Below are 19983 nucleotides of genomic sequence, written 5' to 3' on the forward strand. Positions count from 1 at the left end.
GGTGGATCACTTGAAATTGTTCTTCCATTGGCGCAAAGCCGCAAAGACTTCCACGGGCGTTGCCAGGGAACGTCCGGACCAGACAGCAGCAGCGTGAGCAACAGCGGCATGCGGTGTGCGCAGGAAGGGATTGGTCTCGCGCTCCTGGCCGATCGTCGACGGCAAGGTGGGCGTTCCTTCGTTGCGCAGCTCCTGGGCCCGCTGGTACCACTGTTGCAGGGTGCGGTTGGCGGGTTCGACCGCCAGCGCCCAGCGCAAGTTCGCTAGAGTGTACTCGTGCGCGCAGCAAACCTGTGTATCCGCCGGTAAGGCAGATAATTTCTCCAATGAATCAAGCATTTGCGCCGGAGTTCCCTCGAACAGCCGGCCACAGCCGCCGGCAAACAGGGTGTCGCCACAGAAAAGCACGCGCTCGACACCGGCCGCGCGGCCGGTGTAGGCGATATGGCCGGCGGTGTGGCCGGGCACGTCCAGTACCTCCAGCGCCAGCGCCAGTTCGGGCAGCGCCACGCGGTCGCCCTCGGCCAGCCGCACGTCGCAGTGCGGCAGGGTTTCGCCGGCCGGGCCGTACACCGTCGCGCCCGTGGCCTGCACCAATTCCAGCACGCCGCCGACGTGGTCGGGGTGATGATGCGTGAGTAGAATGGCGCGCAGCGTGGCGCCGGTTGCGCGCAGCCAGCGCAGCACCGGCGCGGCGTCGCCGGGATCGACCACGGCGGCCTGGCCCTCATGGGCCAGCGCCCAGATATAGTTGTCGGAAAAGGCCGGCAAGGGCACGACGGCGGATGGGGGGGGCGCGGTATGCATATTGGAAAGGGATCGACAGCGTGGCAGAAGAAACTCCGCCGATTGTAGAACTGGCCGAATGGTTCCAGACGCCGCCGGGGCAGTACGTCCTGGCCTGGGAGCAGGCCCAGTTCGACGAGGCGGTAGCGGACATCTTCGGATATTACGCTTGGCAGGTGGGGCTGGCCGAGCCCAACCTGCTGCGCGCCAACCGCATGCCGTTCAAGGCCTGGGTGGGGGCCGGCGTGCCGCCGCCCGAGCTGGCGCAAGGCTGGCAGGCCTGTGTGGCGGCCGCGCCCGAGGCGCTGCCGTTCGAGTCGCAGAGCGTGGATCTGCTGGTGTTGCCGCATGCCTTCGAGTACGCCGAGGCGCCCCATCTGGTGCTGCGCGAGGTCGAGCGCGTGCTGGTGCCCGAGGGGCGAGTGGTGATTTCCGGCTTCAACCCCTGGAGCCTGTGGGGGGCGCGCAACCTCATGCCCGGCATGGAAGCCTGGCTGCCGCTGCCCCTGTCGGCGCAGGTCGCGCTGCCGCGCCTGAAGGACTGGTTCAAGCTGTTGTCGTTCGAGGTCGAGCGCGGGCGGTTCGGCTGCTACGCGCCCGCCTGCCGCACCGACAAGTGGCTGCGCCGCTGGCGCTTCATGGAGCGCTACGGCCAGCGCTGGTGGAGCCTGGGGGGCGCCGTGTACGTGGTGACCGCCACCAAGAAGGTCGCGGCCATGCGCCTGATCGGCCCGGCCTGGAAGACGCGCCGCAAGCGGGCCCAGGCCGCCTCGGTGGCGGTCAATCGCCAGGCCGACGATCCGGGCCGGTGATAATGCCGTACTTTCATTCCGGCGCGCCGGCCGATCCGGCGCGCCCCGATACGGACACTATGCAGAATCTAGAAGGTAGCGGCGACGGCCAGCAGGTGGAAATGTGGACCGACGGCGCGTGCAAGGGCAATCCCGGCCCGGGCGGATGGGGCGTGCTGATGCGCGCCGGCCAGCACGAGAAGACCATGCACGGCGGCGAACGCCAGACCACCAACAACCGCATGGAGCTGATGGCAGTCATCGAGGGCCTGCGGGCGCTGAAACGGCCGTGCCGCGTCACCATCCACACCGATTCCCAATATGTCATGAAAGGCATGACGGAATGGCTGGCCAACTGGAAACGGCGTGGCTGGCTCACGGCCGACAAGAAGCCGGTCAAGAATGTCGAGCTGTGGCAGGCCCTGGACGAGCAGGTCGGCCGGCACCAGGTGCAGTGGCGCTGGGTGCGCGGGCACGCCGGCGATCCGGGCAACGAGCGCGCCGATGCCCTGGCCAACCTGGGGGTGGAGGCCGCGCGCGGGCGCTGATACACCAGGGATATCCCTAAACGGGCGGCATTGCATGGCACGGCGGGCCCGAATTCCGCGAAACTGCAGGGCAGTGCTGTGCCAAGATGTAAATGCGGGTGCTACAGTGCCACACTTCCCAATTTGCTGCCGCATCACCGCGTCGGTGCGGCCTTGCCACGTTTTCGCATGAAGAAAGCCGCATTGATTGCCGCAGTCGCCGCCGGGCTGGCTGCCGGGGCCGCCCTGGGCCTCTATGTGCCGCGCTGGCTCTCCAATTCCGGCGCGCCGGTGACCCCGCTGGCCCAGCCCGGCGTGGCGCCGGCGGCGGTCCGGGTCGAAACCGCCAAGGTGGTGGAGACGCCGTTCGCGCGCGGGATCGCGGCCGTGGGCAGCCTGCGCTCGGACGAGTCGGTGGTGCTGCGCCCCGAAGTGGCGGGCCGCATCCAGCATATCGATTTCAAGGAAGGCGAGGCGGTGCGGGCCGGGCAGACCCTGGTGCGGCTGGACGACTCGGTGCCGCGCGCCGAGCTGGACCAGGCGCGCGCCAACCTGGCGCTGGCGCAAAGCCAGTTCCGGCGCGCCCAGGACCTGCAGGGCCGCGGCTTTGTCAGCCAGCAGGCCCGCGACGAGGCGGCCAGCTCGCTGAAGGTGCAGCAGGCCGCGGCCGCGCTGGCCCAGGCCCGGCTGGACAAGATGACGATACGCGCGCCGTTTGCCGGGATCGTGGGGCTGCGCGACGTGTCCGTGGGCGACTACGTCAACCAGGGGCAGGACCTCGCGCCGCTGGAGGCGATCGATCCGCTCAAGGTCGATTTCCGCGTGCCCGAGATGTATTTTAGCAAGGTGCGCGTGGGCCAGGCGCTGAGCGTGCGGCTCGATGCCCTGCCCGGCGAGCAGCGCCAGGGCGTGGTGTATGCCGTCAGCCCGCTGGTTGACGCGGGTGGCCGCTCGATCCTGCTGCGCGCCACCGTGGCCAACCCGGACAGCGTGCTGCGCCCGGGCATGTTCGCGCGCGTGCAGCTGCTGTTCGGCCAGGAAAAGGCGCTGGCGGTGCCCGAGGCGGCGTTGTCGCCGTCGGGCCAGACACAGTATGTGTTCCGCGTGCGCGATGGCGTGGCGCAGCGCGTCGAAGTGACGGTGGGCGAGCGGCGCGAAGGCCGGGTCGAGCTGCTGACCGGCGTGGGCGCCGGCGACGAGGTGGTGGTGGCCGGCCTGCAGCGGCTGACCGACGGCGCGCCGGTCACCGTCATCGCCAGCGGTTCGTAGGCGGGCCGCGCCATGGTGCTCTCGGAAATCTGCATCCGCCGGCCGGTCTTCGCGTCGGTGCTCTCGCTGATCATCGTCCTGATCGGCCTTATTTCGTATACGCGCCTGAGCGTGCGCGAATACCCCAAGATCGACGAGCCCATCGTCTCGGTCGACACCACCTACAAGGGCGCCTCGCCCGAGGTGATCGAATCGCAGGTCACCAAGCCCCTGGAAGACCAGCTGGCGGGCATCGAGGGCGTGGACGTGATGACCTCGCGCAGCCGCTCCGAGCGCAGCCTGATCAACATCAAGTTCAGCCTTTCGCGCGATCCGGACGCCGCCGCGGCCGAAGTGCGCGACAAGGTGTCGCGGGCGCGCCGCTTCCTGCCCGACGAAATCGACGAGCCCATCATCGGCAAGGTCGAGGCCGACTCCCAGCCGATCATCTATATCGCGGTCGAATCCGGCTCGTACTCGGCCATCCAGACATCCGACTACATCAACCGCTACATCAAGACCCGCCTGTCGGTGCTGCCGGGCGCGGCCGAAGTGCGCGTATTCGGCGAGCGCCTGCCGTCGATGCGCATCTACGTGGACCGCGACAAGCTGGCGGCCTACGGGCTGACGGTGCAGGACGTGGAGGCGGCGCTGCGCAGCCAGAACGTGGAGATCCCGGCCGGGCGCATCGAGTCGCGCGCGCGCGAATTCTCGGTGGTGTCGTCGACAGACCTGCAGACGCCGGCCCAGTTCGAGGATGTGGTGGTGGCCAACGTCAAGGGCTATCCGGTGCGCCTGCGCGACGTGGCCAAGGTGGAGATCGGCGCGGCCAACGACCGCGTGCTGTCGCGCTACAACGGACGCTCGGCCATCAACATCGGCCTGACGCGCCAGTCCACCGCCAACCCGCTGGAGCTCTCCAAGGCGGTGCGCGCCGAGATCGTGCAGCTCAACCAGAGCCTGCCGGCCGGAATGAAGCTGAACATCGCCTATGACTCGTCGGTGTTCATCGAGCGCTCGATCGACTCGGTGTTCAAGACGATCGGCGAAGCCATCATCCTGGTGGTGCTGGTGATCTTCTTCTTCCTGCGCAACCTGCGCGCCAGCATCATCCCCATCGTCACCATCCCGGTATCGCTGGTGGGCGCCTGCGCCCTGATGTACCTGTTCGGCTTCTCGATCAACACCCTGACCCTGCTCGCGATGGTGCTGGCCATCGGGCTGGTGGTCGACGACGCCATCGTGGTGCTGGAGAACATCTTCCGGCACATCGAGGAAGGCATGCCGCGCAAGCAGGCGGCGTTCCAGGGGTCGCGCGAGATCGGCTTCGCGGTGGTGGCCATGACCCTGACCCTGGTCACGGTGTACGCGCCGCTGGCGTTCGCCACCGGCCGTACCGGGCGGCTGTTCATCGAATTCGCGCTGGCGCTGGCGGGCGCCGTGCTGGTGTCGGGCTTCGTGGCGCTGACGCTTACCCCCATGATGTGCTCGGTGCTGCTGCGGCACCAGCAAAGCCACAATCGCTGGTACAACCTGATCGAGGGCTGGCTGGAAGCGCTGGGACGCGGTTACCGGCGCATGCTGGAGCTGGCCTTGCGCCATCGCTGGACAGTGGTGGGCGTGGGCGCCGTGGTGGCGGCCGCCAGCGGGGTGCTGTTCTCCGTGGTCAAGAGCGAGCTGGCTCCGATCGAGGACCGCGGCGTCGTGTTCGGCATCGTCAGCGCGCCCGAAGGCGCCACGCTGAACTACACGCTCGACAGCATGCTGGGCATCGAACAGTTCTACGCCGCCATCCCCGAAGCCGCCACCGCCCAGGTGACGGTGGGCTTTCCGACGGTCACCGACGGCACCGCCATCCTGCGCCTGACGCCCTGGGAGGAACGCACCCGGCGCCAGCAGCAGATCGCCCAGGAACTGCAGCCCAAGTTCGCATCGCTGCCGGGCGTGCGGGCGTTCCCGACCAATCCGCCCTCGCTGGGGCAGTCGGCCCGTTCCAAGCCGGTGGAATTCATCATCATGAGCCAGGCCTCGTATCCCGAGCTGGCCAAGCTGGTCGGCGTGTTCACCAATGCGCTGCGCGACTATCCCGGCCTGCAGAACATCGATACCGACCTGCGCCTGAACACCCCCGAGCTGCGCGTGCACGTCGACCGCGACAAGATGGCCGACGTGGGGGCCAGCGTCGAGGTGGTCGGGCGCACCCTGGAATCCATGCTGGGCGGACGGCAGGTCACGCGCTACAAGGACCAGGGCGAGCAGTACGACGTGATCGTGCAGGTGGTACAGGGCGACCGCGCCACGCCCACCGACATTTCGGGCATTTACGTGCGGGCGCGCGATGGCAGCATGGTGCAGCTGGACAACCTGCTGTCGGTGCGCGAAAGCGTGTCGCCGCAATCGCTCAACCACTTCAACCGGCTGCGCGCGGTCAAGGTCGACGCGGCGGTGGCGCCGGGCTATGCGCTGGGCGAAGTGCTGGACCACATGCACCGGGTGGCGCGCGAAGTGCTGCCCAATACCGTTATCACCGATCTCGACGGCCAGTCGCGCGAGTTCCGCGACTCGTCGGGCAGCATCTACCTGGTGTTCGCCATGGCGCTGGCCTTCATCTACCTGGTGCTGGCGGCCCAGTTCGAAAGCTGGCGCAACCCCTTCATCATCATGCTGTCGGTGCCGCTGTCGATGACCGGCGCGTTGCTGGCGCTGTGGCTGACCGGCGGCACGCTGTCCATCTACAGCCAGATCGGCCTGATCACCCTGGTGGGGCTGATCACCAAGCACGGCATCCTGATCGTCGAATTCGCCAACCAGCTGCGCGATCAGGGCAAGGCGCTGCACGAGGCCGTGGTCGAGGCCAGCGTGCTGCGCCTGCGTCCCATCCTGATGACGACCGGCGCCATGGTGCTGGGCACCGTGCCGCTGGCGCTGGCGCAGGGCGCGGGCGCCGAATCGCGCCAGCAGATCGGCTGGGTGCTGGTCGGCGGGCTGATGCTGGGTACACTACTGACTTTGTTCGTGGTGCCGGTGGCGTATTCGATGATCGCCGCGGCGCGCCCGCAAGGGCAGCGCACCGGCGCCAGCCATACCGGGCCGGCCGTCGCGCCGCCCGCCTCGGAGTAGCACCGCTTATGCGCCAGATCATTTTCGATACGGAAACCACCGGCCTGGACCCGGCCCAGGGGCATCGCATCGTCGAAATCGGTTGCGTCGAGATCGTCAACCGGATGGTCACGGGCAACAACCTGCATATCTACCTGAACCCCGACCGCGACAGCGATCCCGAGGCGCTGGCGGTGCACGGCCTGACCACCGAGTTCCTGGCCGACAAGCCGCGCTTCGCCGAAGTGGCCGAGCAGTTCCTGGCCTTTATCGCCGACGCCGAGCTGATCGCCCACAACGCCGCGTTCGACGTCAAGTTCTTCAATGCCGAGCTGCAGCGCATCGGCCGCGATCCGCTGAACACCCACTGCGAGAACATCGTCGATTCGCTGCTGCATGCGCGCAGCCTGCACCCCGGCAAGCGCAACTCGCTCGACGCGCTGTGCGACCGCTACGGCATCTCCAACGCCCACCGGACCCTGCACGGCGCCTTGCTCGACTCCCAGCTGCTGGCCGAGGTCTGGCTGGCGATGACGCGCGGCCAGGACGCCTTGCTGATCGACGTCGATGACCAGGGCGCGAACGCCAATGGCGCGTTGGTGCTGGGCAAGTTCGACGCCTCGGTGCTGACCGTGCTGGCCGCCAGCGAAGCCGAACTGGCCGAGCACGCGGCCTATCTGCAGGCGCTGGACAAGGCGGTCGGCGGGGCCTGCGCCTGGCGCGCGATCGAGCCGCTGCCCGCCGAACCGGGGCAGCCTGGCTGAGCCCGTGGGCGGGCGCTTTAAGGGCGGTTTGCACGCAATGTTTTTTTCGTGCTAGAATTTCGCCTCTTTCGGGGTGGTTAGCTCAGTGGTAGAGCACTGCCTTCACACGGCAGGGGTCACAAGTTCGAAACTTGTACCACCCACCAGCATCCCAGAAGGGCCGGTCGCTTGCAAAAGCGCCGGCCCTTCTTCATTTCCGGTTGCCTTTTTGACTCGGGCGCGGGCGCGGGCGCTGCGCGCCATGCCGCCTGGCTGCGGCGAGGGCGGGCCATGGACGTTGATTTGGCGCAAGCCCGCGCCATGCGGTAGAGTCCGCAAGGCAGGCATGGCAGCTAAGATGGGGCGGAATTGCCGTTTGGGGAGGCGCCGGTGGCGCGAGCGGGCTGCGCCCGGCGTGGACGCGGCCAGGTCAACCAGGGGGAACAAGAGCATGCACCCGGATACGAACACGATGCTGATCATCATCGCGGCGGCTGTCGCCCTGATGATCGTGGGCTTCGGCCTGCGCGACCGCAACCTTGGCCTGGGCCTGCTGGGCATCGGCCTGATCGCCGCGCTCGCGACCATCGCCTACAAGGCGTATATCACCTTCAACTCGTTCTACTATTGAAGCGGCCGGCTGGGCCCGCGCGCACCGCATGTTAGGATGCGCCGCGCGCGGACGGCCGCTTGCTGTCTGCGCGCATCGCGGGCCTGCATGCCAGGTCCGGACTATCGTCGAACAACGACAGTGGTCCTGCGCGCCGCCCGTTCATTATCCATGGACCTCCGCGGCGCCGGGCCAGCCAACAGGAGGATGATGTGTTCAAGCTGATGTCTCGTTCAGCCGTGAAAATGGTTGAACGCTATTTGCCCGACCCTTATGTATTCGTGGTGCTGCTGACGCTGGTCGCGGCCGGGGCGGCCATGGCCATCGAGGGCCAGACCCCCATGGCCGTCGTGCGCTGGTGGGGCAATGGCTTCTGGGGGCTGCTGACTTTCGCGATGCAGATGCTGCTGGTGCTGGTCACCGGCTACATGCTGGCGAGCACGCCGCTGGTCAAGCGGATGCTGGCGCGGCTGGCCGGCCTGGCCACGAGCGCCGGCGGCGCGATCATCCTGGTCAGCGTGGTGTCGCTGGCCGCCAGCTGGCTCAACTGGGGCTTCGGGCTGGTGGTCGGCGCGCTGTTCGCCAAGCAGATCGCCCGCCAGGTGCGGGTCGATTACCGGCTGCTGGTGGCCAGCGCCTATTCCGGCTTCATCATCTGGCACGGCGGGCTGGCCGGCTCGATTCCGCTGACCATCGCCACCGAGGGTCACTTCTCGGCCGACAAGATCGGCATCATCCCCACCGGCGATACGATTTTCGCGGTCTTCAACCTGGTGATCGTGGTGGCGATGTTCGTCCTCGTGCCGCTGGTCAACCGGCTGATGCTGCCCGACGAGAAGGAAAGCGTCTATGTCGATCCGGCGCGCCTGGAAGAGGCGCCCGTGCCGGCCTCGGACGACGACAAGCGCCCGGCCGCGCGCCTGGAGAACAGCCGGGTGCTGGCCTGGCTGATCGCCGCGGGCGGGTTGGCCTACATGTTCGACTACTACGTCGTGCGCGGCGCCGGCCTGAACCTGAACGTCATCAACTTCAGCTTCCTGATCCTGGCCATCCTGCTGCACGGCACGCCGCGCCGGCTGCTGGCCAGCCTGGACGAGGCCATCAAGGGAGGCGCGGGCATCGTGATCCAGTTCCCGTTCTATGCGGGGATCATGGCCATCATGATGGATTCGGGGCTGGCGGCCACCTTGTCCGAGTGGTTCGTGTCGATCGCCTCGGCCGCCACGCTGCCGTTCTGGACCTTCATCAGCGCCGGCATCGTCAACATCTTCATCCCGTCCGGCGGCGGGCAGTGGGCGGTGCAAAGCCCCATCGTGATCAGCGCGGCGCAGGCGCTCGGCGCCGATATGCCGAGGGTGGCGATGGCCGTCGCCTGGGGCGATGCCTGGACCAACATGCTCCAGCCGTTCTGGGCCCTGCCGGTGCTGGCGATCGCCGGCCTGAAGGCCAAGGACATCATGGGCTATTGCATCATCCAGCTGGTGGTGACCGGCGTCATCATCTCGGTGGGCCTGAGCTTCTTCTAGCCCCGCGCAAGCCGCCTACCTGCTCTCGGGCAGGGGCGGCGCGCCCAGTTTCTCGAAGGCTTCCACCGCGCCGTCGTGCAGGGGAATGCTCAAGCCGCGCCCGGCGTTGGCCGCCGATACCTGCGCGCCCTGCGCGGACCCGGCTGCCAGCAGGTCCTGCCCGGCCCGGTACACCACGTTCACCACATGCGCGGCCTCGTCGCGCGTCAGGTCGGCCGTGGTGACCAGCAGCGCCGCCATGCCCACCGTGGGGATGGCGGCGGCCTGGCTGGGATAGGTGTTGGCCGGGATGTCCAGCGCCATCAGGGTCGGATCGGCCTGCACCAGCTTGCCGATCGCGGCCGGGTCCAGCGGCAGCAGCTCCAGGTGCGCCTGGGTCAGCGCCGCGCGCAAGGGCGCGGCCGGCGTGCCGATGACCTGCGCCACCGCGTCGACCCGCCCTTCGCCCAGTTGCGGCAGGGCCGCGGCGGCCGGCGTGTCGATGACTTCGTAGTCGCGCCCCGGCTGCAGCCCATGGGCTGCCAGCACCGTTTCCAGCGTGGTGCGCACCGCCGAGCCGGCCGGGCCCAGGGCAATCTTCTTGCCGCGCAGCCCGTCCACCGTGGCGATGCCTTCGTCCCGGCGCACCACGATGTGCACCAGTTCCGGATACAGGCTGCCCAGCGCGCGCAACCCGGAGAACGGCCCCTGGCTTTCGAACGGTCCCTTGCCCTCGTAGGCCAGTTGCGCGATGTCGGCCTGCGAGAGGGCGGCCACCGCCGCGCCGCTGCGCAGCATGGCCATGTTGTCCGCGCTGCCGCCGGTGATCAGCGGAATGACGCGCACCTGCCCGTTGCGCCCGACCGCGGCCAGCGCCTGGCCGAACGCCAGGTATTCGCCCTTGTCGGGGCCGGTGGCCAGCGGGTAGCCTTTCTGCAGGCGGGCAAGCCGGCCATTGATGCGCGCCACCGAGCGCTCCAGTTCCTGTTGCACCACGTGCTGGGCGGTGCTGGAGGCGCTGTAGGGCACCGAACGCGTGATCTGCTCCAGCGTCTGGAGCAGCTGGCGCGTTACCGGCGGCGGCGCGCCGGTGTCCAGCGAGGGCGCTTCGGCGGCCGTGAAACTGGCCGGCGCGACGTGCACCCATTGGTCGCCGTCGCGCTGGTAGATGGCGCTGGCGTGGGCGACGATCTGGTCGCCGGCGGCGTTGCCGCTGGACTTCACGCCCGAGATGCTGCGCGGCCCGGCGCCCAGCAGGCTGACCAGCGCGGCGGCGCCGGGCTGGTCCCACGCGCCCAGGGTGAGGTCCTTCTTCAGGCCGAGCACCACATCGTAATAGACTACCCGGCGCGTCTGGTCCGGCGGGGCGGTGCTGTCGGTGGCCGAACCCATGCGGCGCAGCGCGACGATGTCGAACAGGTCCGGGCCGTAGGTGGCGGCCAGGGTCTGGCCGACGTCGCGCTGCAGCACCTCGGCATCGGGGGCGCGGCCGCAGGCGGCCAGCAGCAGGCAGGCGGAAAGTATGAGCCAGCGGATGAACATGGTCACATGCCTCCCACGAACGGCAGGGCGATCAGCGAGGTCAGGACGATCACGTTCAGGATGTCGACCAGGAACGCGCCGGTGATCGGCACCACGATGAACGATTCGGGCGCCGGGCCGTGGCGCCGCGTCAGCGCCTGCATATTGGCGATGGCCGTCGCGGTGGCGCCCATGGCGAAGCCGCAGAACGCCGCCGCCATGACGGCCGCCTCGTAGTCGCGCTTGAGCATCCGGAACACCGCCCAGCCGGAGTACAGCGCGCACACCAGCGCCTGCGCCACCAGCATCAGCGCAAGGGGGCCGGCCAGCCGCACCACGCTGGACAGGTCCAGCGTCATCATGGTCAGGCCCAGGAACAGCGACAGGGAAATCGATCCGATGATTTCCGAGACCCGGTCGTCCAGCCGTATGCCGACGTATCCGCCGAAGTTGCGGATGATCACGCCGGTGGCCAGGCACCACAGGAAATTCGGCAGGCTGACCGGGGCGTCCTCGACCAGGCCCGCCAGGTAGCTGCCGACCACGACCGTCACGAACACCGCCGTCAGCGAGGTGATGAACGACGTGGCGGTGGGCGCCTCGGCGGTGGTCTCGACGTCGGGCAGCGCCTGGTTGGCGTCCTTGCCCGCCATGCGCGGATCCAGCTTGTGCCGGCGGATCAGCCATTCGGCGACCGGGCCGCCGATGATGCCGCCGAGCACCAGGCCGATCGTGGCGGCGGTCATGGCCAGGGCCATGACGTCCTGGATATTGTTGATGTCGGCAAAGCGCGCCGCGTAGGCGGCGCCGGTTCCGTGCCCGCCCACCAGGGTGATGGTGCCGCCGATCAGCCCCATCAGCGGATGCATGTCCAGCAGCCAGGCCAGGCCCAGGCCGACGACGTTCTGCAGCACCAGGAAGGGAACCAACGCCAGCAGGAAGGCGATCAGCCGCGGCCCGCCGCGCGCCAGCAGCTTGAGGTCGGCCGTCAGGCCGATGCAGCCGAAGAAGATCAGCAGCAGGGTGGGCTTGATATTGGTCTCGAGCGAGATCTGGATGCCCCCCCAGGTGCCCAGGGCGGTGGCCAGGACGGCGAACAGCAGGCCGCCGACGATGGGGTCGGGGATGCTGTAGCGCGACAGCACGCCGATGCGCGTGGTGAGAATGCGGCCTGCGACCAGCACCAGGCAGCAGGCCAGCAAGGACTGAACGGGCGTGAGGGAAATCATGCGAGCCTTTGGCCGTCTGGGGCCGGTTGAAACGTCAGGACGAAGTCGTGCGCCCCACGAAAGCCGCGGCCGGGCGCAACGGCGCATGCGCCTGGCCGGCTGCTCCATGGCCGGCCTGCCCGCCGGCCGGACTCCGGGGCGGCGGGCAGTCTCGCTGATTGCGTATTGTGGGCCAGTTGAGCGCCGGGCTCAATATTTCAGCCGGCCAGGTCGGCACGCACCATGTAGCGGGCCCCGTCGCCATAGCCGGCCAGCTTGGCGCGCAGCGCGTCCGAGTCCGCCAGGGCCTGGTAGCCGTGCCGCAGCCAATAGCCGACGGCCGGGGCCAGCGCCACCAGGCTGGCGCGCCGCAGGCCCAGGCGTCGCGCCTGCGCGCGCCCGCCGGCCAGCAGGGCCGCGGCCACGCCGCCGCCTTGCGCGGCGGGCAGCACGGCGCAATCGTGGACGAACCAGGTATCGGCGGCGCCGGGCAGGTGGTCGAGCGAGCGGTCCAGGGCCGGCGGCAGGCCGGCGTCCCAGGGATAGGCGATCAGGTAACCGATGAGATCCGGGCCGTCCAGCGCGACCTGGCAGGTGGCTGGCGAGATCTCGATGCGGTTATGGAACAGGGCGGCGCTCTCGAGCAGGCTGGACGGGTATACAGCGGCCTGGACTCGCAGCACTGCCTCCACGTCGGTCGGCCGCATTGTTCGCACAATGTAACTTTGGGGCACGTACTTCTCCGTTCGGGGTACGGCAATTTTACCCAAGACCCGGCACAAGCCCTCAAGAGCGGCGGATTTGATGAAAATTTGACGGGGCTTCACGAATACTTGCGGCCGTTCCTGTCAATTTCGCCGTGGTGTGTTCATGTATACCGAATTCCGATCCCAGCTGCTTGCCGGCGCCGGCGCGTCCGTCGCCGGGCAGTCCGCGCGCATGGCGGTGCTGGCGGGGGACGGCGCCACCGGCGTACAGGTCAGCTGCGTGGTGCCGGGCCTGAACGAGGCGGCCAACCTGCGGGTGCTGGTGCCGGCCCTGCGCGCCTGCCTGGAGCAATGGTGCGCCAGCTGGGAAATCATCGTCGTCGACGACGGCAGCACCGACGATACCGCCGAGCTGATGGCGCAATGGTCCGCGGTCGAGGGCATCCGCTACGTGCAGCTGTCGCGCAATTTCGGCAAGGAGGCCGCCCTGACGGCCGGCCTGGAAGCCGCCGACGGCGACGCCGTCATCTGCCTGGACGCCGACATGCAGCATCCGCCCGAACTCATCGGCGACATGCTGGCAGCCTGGCGCAACGGCGCCGACATGGTCTACGCGGTGCGGCGCCAGCGCGACGACGAGTCGTGGTTCAAGCGCGTCGGCGCCCGCGCGTTCTACCGCCTGCTCAGCACGGCGCGCGGCGTCGAGGTGCCGCCGCACGCGGGCGACTTCCGGCTGATGGACCGGCGCGTGGTCGAGGCCCTGGTGGCGCTGCCCGAGCGCACCCGCTTCATGAAGGGGCTGTACGCCTGGGTGGGCTTCAAGTCGCAGGCCTTGCCCTATACCCCGCAAGCGCGCCGCCATGGCGCCAGCCACTTCAGCGCCTGGAAGCTGTTTCGCCTGGCCTTCGACGGCCTGACCGCCTTCACCACCTGGCCGCTGCGGCTGGTCAGCCTCATCGGCGTGCTGTTCGCGCTGCTGTCGCTGTCCTACGCCGGCTACCTGGTGGCCGACTATCTCATCAGCGGCAACGCGGTCTCCGGCTGGACCACCATCGTCACCGCGCTGCTGTTCTTTGCCGGCATCAACCTGATTTCACTGGGCGTGGTGGGCGAGTACGTGGCCCGGATCTTCGACGAAGTGAAAGGCCGGCCCCTGTTCATCGCCCGTCAACGCCGCGGGCGCGCCAAGCGCGCGGCCAAGGCGCGTTCCCAATGACTCTCGCTACCCAATCCATGCAACCCCATGCGGTTTCCCCTGGCCAGGCCAGGTCCTGGCCCCTGCCCGCGGCGGGCTGGCTACTTCTCGCGGTCGGCGTCTGGCTGGCCTTCCTGTCCTGGATGCGGCCCCTGGCGCTGCCCGACGAAGGGCGCTACGCCGGCGTGGCCTGGGACATGCTGCGCAACGGCTCGTTCGCGGTGCCGCTGATCGACGGCATGCCGTATTTCCACAAGCCGCCGCTGTACTACTGGCTGGCCGAGCTGTCGTTTCGCCTGTTCGGCGTCAACGAGTGGGCCGCGCGCCTGCCCTCGGCGCTGGCCGCCTGGGCCAGCGTCGCCGCGCTGTACCTGTTCGTGCGCCGCCATCGCGACGCCGCGTCGGCGACGCTGTGCGTGCTGGTGCTGGCCACGCTGCCGCTGTTCTTCGGCGGCGCCCAGTACGCCAACATGGACATGCTGGTGGCCGGCATGATCACGCTGTGCGTGCTGGCAGGCGCCGACACGGCGCTGCGTGCCCGCGCCGGACAGGCCTGGCGCGCCATGGCCCTGGCCACCGGCGTGTGCGCCGCGCTGGCCATGCTGGCCAAGGGGCTGATCGGGCTGGTGCTGCCGGGCGCGGTCCTGCTGGCCTGGCTGGCGTGGCGGCGCGACTGGCGCGGCCTGCGGGTCCTGCTGTGGCCGCCCGCCATCCTGGCGTTCGCGGTGGTGGCCGTGCCCTGGTTCTGGCTGATGCAGGCGCGCTACCCGGGTTTTTTCGACTACTTCTTCGTCCACCAGCATTTCGAGCGCTTCGCGCAGTCCGGCTTCAACAATGTGCAGCCGTTCTGGTTCTACCTGCCCGTCATCGCCGGGCTGGCGCTGCCGTGGTCGTTGTGGGCCGGCGGCTTGCTGCGCAAGCAATTCTGGGCCGCCGACGCCGACCCGGACGGCTTGCGCCGCCTGGCGCTGGTCTGGCTGGCGGTCATCGTGGCGTTCTTCTCGATGCCTCAGTCCAAGCTGGTCGGCTACATCATGCCGGTGCTGCCGCCGCTTGCCTTCCTGCTGGCCGAAGTGGTGATGGGCGCCTTGCGCGACCCGGCGGTGGCGCGGGCCACGCGCCGCATGGCGCGCGTCAGCGCCCTGGTGGCGGCGGCCATCTGCGTGACCGCGGTGTTCGTGGCGTCGTTCAACGCCCGCGGCAGTTCACGCGAGCTGGCCCTGTCGCTGCGCGACGAACTGCGCCCGGACGACACGCTGGTGGCCCTGCATACCTACCCGTTCGACCTGCAGCTGTATGCCCATGCGTCCCGGCCGATGTGGGTGGTCGACGACTGGACCAATCCGGAAATTCCCAAGCGCGACAATTGGCGCAAGGAGCTCTACGACGCGGTTCAGTTCGAGCCGGCCCTGGGCCAGCAGTTGCTGGTGTCGGCCGACGCCTTCCAGCAGCGCCTGTGCCAGGCGCCGGAGGGCAGCCGCTACTGGGTCTGGGGCACGGCGGCCGACGAGCAGGCCTACGCGCCGTTGCGCGGCCAGGCGGCGCGCTTTGCCGACGCGCGGCGCAGCCTCTGGCTGGTGCTGGTGGACGAGGCCTTCAAGGGGCGCGTCTGTGACGGAACGCCCACAGACGGCTAGCGACGAACGTCAGGAACGCCAGCCCGGTCAATACCAGGGCCAGCAGCACGTCATAGGGCAGCGACGTGGCGTGCAGCAGCCAGGCATATGACAGCTCATTGACGGCGAAACCCAGGGCTGACACAAGGAAGAAACGCCGGGCGGCTATGGTCCAGGATGCCGCAAGGTGGCGGAAAGTGAGTCTGAAATGACCAGTGAACGATACGACGAAAGCCAGCAGCCAGCCCACCACGTTGGCCCCCAGCGGGGGCAGGCCGGCCCATTCCACGCAGGCGACCGCGACGGCCCAATGGGTGGCGGCCGCGGCGCAGCCGACGGCAATGAACCAGGCAATCTGTCGCAGCAGGCCGCGCATGTCGAAGAGGGGGCTCCCGTGAGGAATCAGGGCGGCGATGTCCGTTGCCGGCGCATCGCGGTGTGCGGCGATGATTTTGGCATGAACGAGGCCATCGATGGCGCGCTCATCGAACTGGCCGGCGCGGGACGCCTGAGCGCGGTCAGCTGCATGCCGCTGGCGCCGGCGTTCGCCGCCGATGCGCCGGCGCTGGCGCGCCTGGACGTCGACCTGGGCGTCCATGTCGATTTCACCGAAGCCTTCGCCGGCGCCGCCCCGGCCGCGCCCGGGCTGGCGACCCTGCTGTGGCGCGCCTACGCCGGCCAGCTCGATCCGGACTGGATCGATGCGCGGCTGGCCAGCCAGTTCGATGCGTTCGAGCGGGCCTTCGGCCGCGCGCCCGACTACGTCGACGGCCATCAGCACGTGCACCAGCTGCCCGGCATCCTGCCGCGCCTGCGCGCCTTGCTCAAGCGGCGCTACGCCGGGCAACGCATCTGGCTGCGCCATACCGCGCCCGGCCTGCAGTTCGGGCTGCCGCTGGCCGAAGCCGCCAAGGCGCGGCTGATTGGCGCGCTGGGCGCCGGGGCGCTGGCGCGCGCCGCCGGCCAGGAGGGCTGGCAGACCAACCGGCGCATGCTGGGCGTCTACGATTTCACGGGCGGGCCGCGCCGTTACGCCGGGCTGCTGCATCATTGGCTGATGAACGCGCGCGACGGCGACCTGCTGATGTGCCATCCGGGCTGGCCGCAGGCCCACGGCGCGGCGCACGCGTCCCAGCGCGCCGCCGAGTACGCCGTGCTGGCGCACCCCGAGCTGGGCACGTGGCTGGCGCGCAACGGCTTGCGCATCGTGCGCCTGAGCCAGGTCCGTGGCCGGCAGGCGAGCCAGGAATCGGGTAAGGTCCGGAATGTTCCGCATTCCGGCAGCTTCCGGCGCCTGGCAAGCCGTTTATGAGTTCTTCCTCGAAACAAGCCCCCAAAACCATCAAGGAACGCTTCCTGCATGCGTTCTTCTTCGAAATCATCGCCATTGGCCTGAGCGCGCCGGTGGCGGCCTGGGCCATGGACCAGCCGCTGTTCGACATGGGCGTGCTGACCGCGGTCATCGCCTGGATCGCGCTGCTGTGGAACATGGTCTACAACGCCGGCTTCGAACGGCTGGAGCGCCGCTTCGGCGTGGCCCGCACCATGCCGGTGCGCGTGGCGCATGCGGTGGGCTTCGAGCTGGGCCTGGTGCTGATCATCGTGCCGTTGGCCGCCTGGTGGCTGTCCATCAGCTTCTGGGAGGCGTTCATGCTGGACATCGGCCTGCTGATGTTCTACCTGCCCTACGCCTTCTTCTACAACCTGGCCTATGACAAGCTGCGCGCGCGCTGGTGGGGCCGGATCGAGCCGGCCGGCGCCTGAGCCGCTCAGGCGCCGGGCCGGGAGGCCGTGAGCGGGGTCGGGGCGCCCTGGCGGCCGGCATAGCCGCGGCCGGCGTCGCGCACGAAGTCGGCCACGGCATCTTCATAGATGCGTCCGCTGCGGATCGCGCCCGAGTGCGACGCGCCTTCGATCTTCACCAGCCGCTTGAGGTCGGCCGGCACCTGTTGCGCGGCGCGATAGAGTTCGTCGCTCATGGTGTGCGGCACGACGCGGTCGGCGGTGCCATGCAGCAGCAACATGGGGGTGGTCAGCGCGGCCAGCTTGTCCACCGAGGCGAACGGTTGCGTGACCAGCAGCGTGGCGCCGGGTACCCAGCCCCACTTCATCGTACCGAGCATGGCCCCGATGCTGGTGAAACTGGATTCGACGATCAGCCCCGCGAACGGCGGCAGGTCGGGCCGCGCCGCCAGGTCGATGGCGATCGCGCCGCCCAGGCTGTGGCCGTAGATGAAGCGGCGCGCCGGGTCGGGCTGGCGGCGCGCCAGCTCCTGCAGCGCCGCGACGGCGTCCTGCGAGGCGCTTTGCTCCGAGGGCAGCAGCGGCGTCGACTGGCCGAAGCCGCGATAATCGATCGCCAGCATCGAGTAGCCCATGCGGGTCCAGCCCTCCATGCGGAACGCGCTGCCGTTGAGGTTCCAGCGCGCGCCGTGCAGGTACAGCACGGTCGGCGCGTCGCGGCGCGGGCTCTGCCAGTACCAGGCATGCACCTTGTCGCCGTTAGGCAGCGCCAGGTCGAACACCTCGGTGCCCGCCGGCGGTTCGCGCCACCAGCGCTGCTGATCGGTCTGCGGCGAGAAGATGGCCTGGCGCTGCCAGGCGTCGAGCTGGTTGAAGCCCAGCGCGCCGGCCGCCAATAGCAGCACGGCGGCCATGCGGCGCCACGAGAGTCTGAAGGGCAGGGAAACCATGTAACCGGAGCTTGTTCGTCTTGGAGGGCGCGCGGCGCCCCGTGCCTCCTGCTCAGACCATGCGGCGTGCCCGCCAGTTCCCCGGCGTCAGCCGGTATACAGCGCCAGCAGGTCCAGGCCCACCGGATACAGCGACACCACCAGCAGCACCGCCATGCCGACATTGAAGCCGCGCACCGCGGCCGGGCGGTGCAGCCAGCGGCGCAGCGCCATGCCGAAGGCGGCCCACACGCCCACGCTGGGCAGGTTGACCACGCCGCACACCAGGGTCGCGATGATGAGGTTGGCGAAATAGCCATGTTGCGGCGTATAGGTCGCCACCACGCTGACGATCATGACCCAGGCCTTGGGGTTGACCCACTGGAACAGCGCGGCCTGGATGAAGGTCAGCGGCTTGCCGCGTTCGGCGCCGCTTTCCATCGGGCCCGAGGTGGCGATTTTCCAGGCCAGGTACAGCAGATAGGCGGCGCCGCCGTATTTCAGCGTCGAGTACAGCCAGGGCAGGCGCTCCAGCGTGGCGCCCAGCCCCAGGCCGACCATCAGCAGCATGATAGAAAAGCCGACCGAGATCCCCAGCAGGTGGGGAATCGTGCGGCGAAAGCCGAAGGTCAGCCCCGAGGAGGCCAGCATCACGTTGTTCGGCCCGGGAGTCAGCGAGTTGACCAGCGTGAACAGCACCAGCGGCGTCAATACCGACAGCGAGGCCAGGGGCGCCTGGTCGAGGGAGGTCAGGTCGGAGCCGATCATGCTTTTCGCACCATGGCGCGCCGGCCGCCGGCGATGACAGCCACCACCGCCACGGCAAACACATAGGTAATGGGTTCGACCTGCTCATTGAACAGCAGGGCGGCCGCGACAACCGTAAGAAACGGTTGCAGCAGCTGGATCTGTCCCACCCGCGCAATGCCGCCAATGGCCAGGCCGCGATACCAGGCGAAGAATCCCAGGAACATCGAGCCGAAGGCCAGGTAGGCAAACGCGCCGGCCACCGGCAGGCTGGGCCAGGCCGCGTCGCGCGCCAGCCACAGCACGGTCGGCAGCAGCGCCGGCACGCTGACCACCAGCGCCCAGCAGATGGTGCGCCAGCCGCCCAGCGTGCGGCTGGCCCGGGCGCCCTCGGCGTAGCCCATGCCGCCCAGCACCACCGCCAACAGCAGCCACAGGTCGCCTGGCTGCAGGGCGCCGTGGCCCTGCCGCAACGCATAGCCCGCCACCAGGACGGCGCCCAGCACCGCGAAGCCCCAGAAGGCCGGCGAGGGCCGCTCGCCGCTGCGCCAGGCGGCGAATACCGCCGTCGACAGCGGCAGCAGGCCGTTGAACACCGCGCCATGCGCGGCCGGCACCGACGCCATGGCCAGCGTCGAGGCGACCGGCCAGCCCACCACGATGCCGGCGGCGGCCAGCACGATGCCGGACCATTCTGCCCGGTCGGGACGCCGGCTGCGCGTCAGCCACAGCAGCGCGGCCGCCGGCACGGCCGCCAGCAGGGCGCGGCCCAGTCCGACCAGCAGCGGCGAGAGTTCGCCGACGGCGAGCCGGGTCATGGGCAGGGTCAGGGCGAACACCAGGACACCGATCAATCCGTAGCCATAGCCTTCCCAGCTCGAGACGTGGGGGGACGCGGACGGTGCCGATGCTTGCGCGCTAGGGGGGGACATGGGAAAGAATTGCCTCAGGATGGGGGAAACTGGCCGACCGGGCTTGCCGATCCGTTGCATTGGTGTCACTCTACGC

The 19983-nt window shown here is 69.1% G+C and carries 19 protein-coding genes and 1 tRNA gene; 12 read left to right on the forward strand and 8 right to left on the reverse strand.

What is annotated here, in order from left to right; translation table 11 throughout:
- Positions 1-6: 6 nt before the first annotated feature.
- Positions 7-807 (reverse strand): hydroxyacylglutathione hydrolase, encoded by an 801-nt coding sequence (gloB, locus tag CAL11_RS03530; RefSeq protein ID WP_086092174.1) that lies wholly within the window; start codon positions 805-807, stop codon positions 7-9.
- A gap of 20 nt (positions 808-827) precedes the next feature.
- Between gloB and CAL11_RS03535 the strand changes: the two genes are divergently transcribed.
- The 8 genes from CAL11_RS03535 to CAL11_RS03570 all read left to right on the forward strand — a co-directional run bounded on the left by CAL11_RS03535 (position 828) and on the right by CAL11_RS03570 (position 9330).
- On the forward strand, positions 828-1598 hold the full coding sequence (locus tag CAL11_RS03535) for a class I SAM-dependent methyltransferase (protein WP_033454676.1): 771 nt from the start codon (positions 828-830) through the stop codon (positions 1596-1598).
- 59 nt (positions 1599-1657) lie between these two features.
- The gene (rnhA, locus tag CAL11_RS03540; protein ID WP_086094506.1) at positions 1658-2125 is read left to right on the forward strand and encodes a ribonuclease HI; all 468 of its coding nucleotides are present in this window, start codon (positions 1658-1660) and stop codon (positions 2123-2125) included.
- Between the two features lie 168 nt (positions 2126-2293).
- Entirely contained in the window at positions 2294-3373 is a 1080-nt protein-coding gene (locus CAL11_RS03545; protein WP_033464018.1) for an efflux RND transporter periplasmic adaptor subunit, read from the forward strand.
- A gap of 12 nt (positions 3374-3385) precedes the next feature.
- Positions 3386-6472 (forward strand): efflux RND transporter permease subunit, encoded by a 3087-nt coding sequence (locus tag CAL11_RS03550; RefSeq protein WP_086092175.1) that lies wholly within the window; start codon positions 3386-3388, stop codon positions 6470-6472.
- A gap of 8 nt (positions 6473-6480) precedes the next feature.
- Positions 6481-7215: a DNA polymerase III subunit epsilon gene (dnaQ, locus tag CAL11_RS03555; protein ID WP_033464012.1), complete on the forward strand. Its 735-nt coding sequence runs from the start codon at positions 6481-6483 to the stop codon at positions 7213-7215.
- A 71-nt stretch (positions 7216-7286) separates the two neighbouring features.
- Positions 7287-7361, forward strand: a tRNA-Val gene (locus tag CAL11_RS03560).
- A 284-nt stretch (positions 7362-7645) separates the two neighbouring features.
- Positions 7646-7825, forward strand: coding sequence for a hypothetical protein (locus CAL11_RS03565; RefSeq protein WP_003814728.1), 180 nt, complete (start codon positions 7646-7648; stop codon positions 7823-7825).
- Positions 7826-8016: 191 nt separating this feature from the next.
- Entirely contained in the window at positions 8017-9330 is a 1314-nt protein-coding gene (locus CAL11_RS03570; RefSeq protein WP_033464009.1) for a short-chain fatty acid transporter, read from the forward strand.
- A gap of 15 nt (positions 9331-9345) precedes the next feature.
- On the opposite strand, the gene CAL11_RS03575 is transcribed toward CAL11_RS03570, so the two are convergent.
- The 3 genes from CAL11_RS03575 to CAL11_RS03585 form a co-directional block, all read right to left on the reverse strand.
- Positions 9346-10857, reverse strand: coding sequence for a TAXI family TRAP transporter solute-binding subunit (locus CAL11_RS03575; RefSeq protein ID WP_033464006.1), 1512 nt, complete (start codon positions 10855-10857; stop codon positions 9346-9348).
- Complete coding sequence (gene gltS / locus CAL11_RS03580) at positions 10854-12059, reverse strand: sodium/glutamate symporter (protein ID WP_086092176.1); 1206 nt, start codon at positions 12057-12059, stop codon at positions 10854-10856. The genes CAL11_RS03575 and gltS overlap by 4 nt, the downstream gene beginning before the upstream one ends.
- A gap of 197 nt (positions 12060-12256) precedes the next feature.
- Positions 12257-12772, reverse strand: coding sequence for a GNAT family N-acetyltransferase (locus tag CAL11_RS03585; RefSeq protein ID WP_086092177.1), 516 nt, complete (start codon positions 12770-12772; stop codon positions 12257-12259).
- Positions 12773-12902: 130 nt separating this feature from the next.
- Here CAL11_RS03585 and CAL11_RS03590 point away from each other — a divergent pair, with 130 nt between their 5' ends.
- Positions 12903-13961, forward strand: coding sequence for a glycosyltransferase family 2 protein (locus CAL11_RS03590; RefSeq protein ID WP_086092178.1), 1059 nt, complete (start codon positions 12903-12905; stop codon positions 13959-13961).
- The gene (locus CAL11_RS03595) at positions 13958-15577 is read left to right on the forward strand and encodes an ArnT family glycosyltransferase (RefSeq protein WP_086092179.1); all 1620 of its coding nucleotides are present in this window, start codon (positions 13958-13960) and stop codon (positions 15575-15577) included. The genes CAL11_RS03590 and CAL11_RS03595 overlap by 4 nt, the downstream gene beginning before the upstream one ends.
- Here CAL11_RS03595 and CAL11_RS03600 read toward each other — a convergent pair.
- Positions 15537-15932: a GtrA family protein gene (locus CAL11_RS03600; protein WP_244172905.1), complete on the reverse strand. Its 396-nt coding sequence runs from the start codon at positions 15930-15932 to the stop codon at positions 15537-15539. The two genes, CAL11_RS03595 and CAL11_RS03600, sit on opposite strands and share 41 nt — an antisense overlap.
- On the opposite strand from CAL11_RS03600, the gene CAL11_RS03605 reads away from it, so the two are divergent.
- Positions 15867-16868, forward strand: coding sequence for a ChbG/HpnK family deacetylase (locus tag CAL11_RS03605; RefSeq protein ID WP_244172906.1), 1002 nt, complete (start codon positions 15867-15869; stop codon positions 16866-16868). The two genes, CAL11_RS03600 and CAL11_RS03605, sit on opposite strands and share 66 nt — an antisense overlap.
- A complete protein-coding gene (locus CAL11_RS03610) occupies positions 16865-17320 on the forward strand; it encodes a multidrug/biocide efflux PACE transporter (RefSeq protein ID WP_086092181.1) in 456 nt (151 codons plus the stop codon). Before CAL11_RS03605 ends, CAL11_RS03610 begins: the two co-directional genes overlap by 4 nt.
- A gap of 5 nt (positions 17321-17325) precedes the next feature.
- On the opposite strand, the gene CAL11_RS03615 is transcribed toward CAL11_RS03610, so the two are convergent.
- From CAL11_RS03615 to CAL11_RS03625, 3 genes are all read right to left on the reverse strand, one after another.
- The gene (locus tag CAL11_RS03615) at positions 17326-18249 is read right to left on the reverse strand and encodes an alpha/beta hydrolase (protein WP_033463993.1); all 924 of its coding nucleotides are present in this window, start codon (positions 18247-18249) and stop codon (positions 17326-17328) included.
- An 87-nt stretch (positions 18250-18336) separates the two neighbouring features.
- Positions 18337-18996 carry a LysE family translocator gene (locus CAL11_RS03620; protein ID WP_033463991.1) on the reverse strand — a complete coding sequence of 220 codons (660 nt, stop codon included), beginning with the start codon at positions 18994-18996 and terminating at the stop codon, positions 18337-18339.
- Positions 18993-19907 (reverse strand): DMT family transporter, encoded by a 915-nt coding sequence (locus CAL11_RS03625; protein ID WP_033463988.1) that lies wholly within the window; start codon positions 19905-19907, stop codon positions 18993-18995. Before CAL11_RS03625 ends, CAL11_RS03620 begins: the two co-directional genes overlap by 4 nt.
- Between the last annotated feature and the right edge of the window lie 76 nt (positions 19908-19983).

The sequence above is a fragment of the Bordetella genomosp. 6 genome, assembly GCF_002119705.1.
GTDB classification, from domain to species: domain Bacteria; phylum Pseudomonadota; class Gammaproteobacteria; order Burkholderiales; family Burkholderiaceae_B; genus Bordetella; species Bordetella bronchiseptica_F.

What these genes read in the sequence shown, in the direction of transcription:
- gloB (WP_086092174.1), bottom strand. Translation starts at nt 807, where the DNA reads ATGCATACCGCGCCCCCCCCATCCGCCGTCGTGCCCTTGCCGGCCTTT.
- rnhA (WP_086094506.1), top strand. Translation starts at nt 1,658, where the DNA reads ATGCAGAATCTAGAAGGTAGCGGCGACGGCCAGCAGGTGGAAATGTGG.
- CAL11_RS03545 (WP_033464018.1), top strand. Translation starts at nt 2,294, where the DNA reads ATGAAGAAAGCCGCATTGATTGCCGCAGTCGCCGCCGGGCTGGCTGCC.
- CAL11_RS03550 (WP_086092175.1), top strand. Translation starts at nt 3,386, where the DNA reads ATGGTGCTCTCGGAAATCTGCATCCGCCGGCCGGTCTTCGCGTCGGTG.
- dnaQ (WP_033464012.1), top strand. Translation starts at nt 6,481, where the DNA reads ATGCGCCAGATCATTTTCGATACGGAAACCACCGGCCTGGACCCGGCC.
- CAL11_RS03565 (WP_003814728.1), top strand. Translation starts at nt 7,646, where the DNA reads ATGCACCCGGATACGAACACGATGCTGATCATCATCGCGGCGGCTGTC.
- gltS (WP_086092176.1), bottom strand. Translation starts at nt 12,059, where the DNA reads ATGATTTCCCTCACGCCCGTTCAGTCCTTGCTGGCCTGCTGCCTGGTG.
- CAL11_RS03595 (WP_086092179.1), top strand. Translation starts at nt 13,958, where the DNA reads ATGACTCTCGCTACCCAATCCATGCAACCCCATGCGGTTTCCCCTGGC.
- CAL11_RS03605 (WP_244172906.1), top strand. Translation starts at nt 15,867, where the DNA reads ATGGGTGGCGGCCGCGGCGCAGCCGACGGCAATGAACCAGGCAATCTG.
- CAL11_RS03600 (WP_244172905.1), bottom strand. Translation starts at nt 15,932, where the DNA reads ATGCGCGGCCTGCTGCGACAGATTGCCTGGTTCATTGCCGTCGGCTGC.
- CAL11_RS03610 (WP_086092181.1), top strand. Translation starts at nt 16,865, where the DNA reads ATGAGTTCTTCCTCGAAACAAGCCCCCAAAACCATCAAGGAACGCTTC.
- CAL11_RS03615 (WP_033463993.1), bottom strand. Translation starts at nt 18,249, where the DNA reads ATGGTTTCCCTGCCCTTCAGACTCTCGTGGCGCCGCATGGCCGCCGTG.
- CAL11_RS03620 (WP_033463991.1), bottom strand. Translation starts at nt 18,996, where the DNA reads ATGATCGGCTCCGACCTGACCTCCCTCGACCAGGCGCCCCTGGCCTCG.
- CAL11_RS03625 (WP_033463988.1), bottom strand. Translation starts at nt 19,907, where the DNA reads ATGTCCCCCCCTAGCGCGCAAGCATCGGCACCGTCCGCGTCCCCCCAC.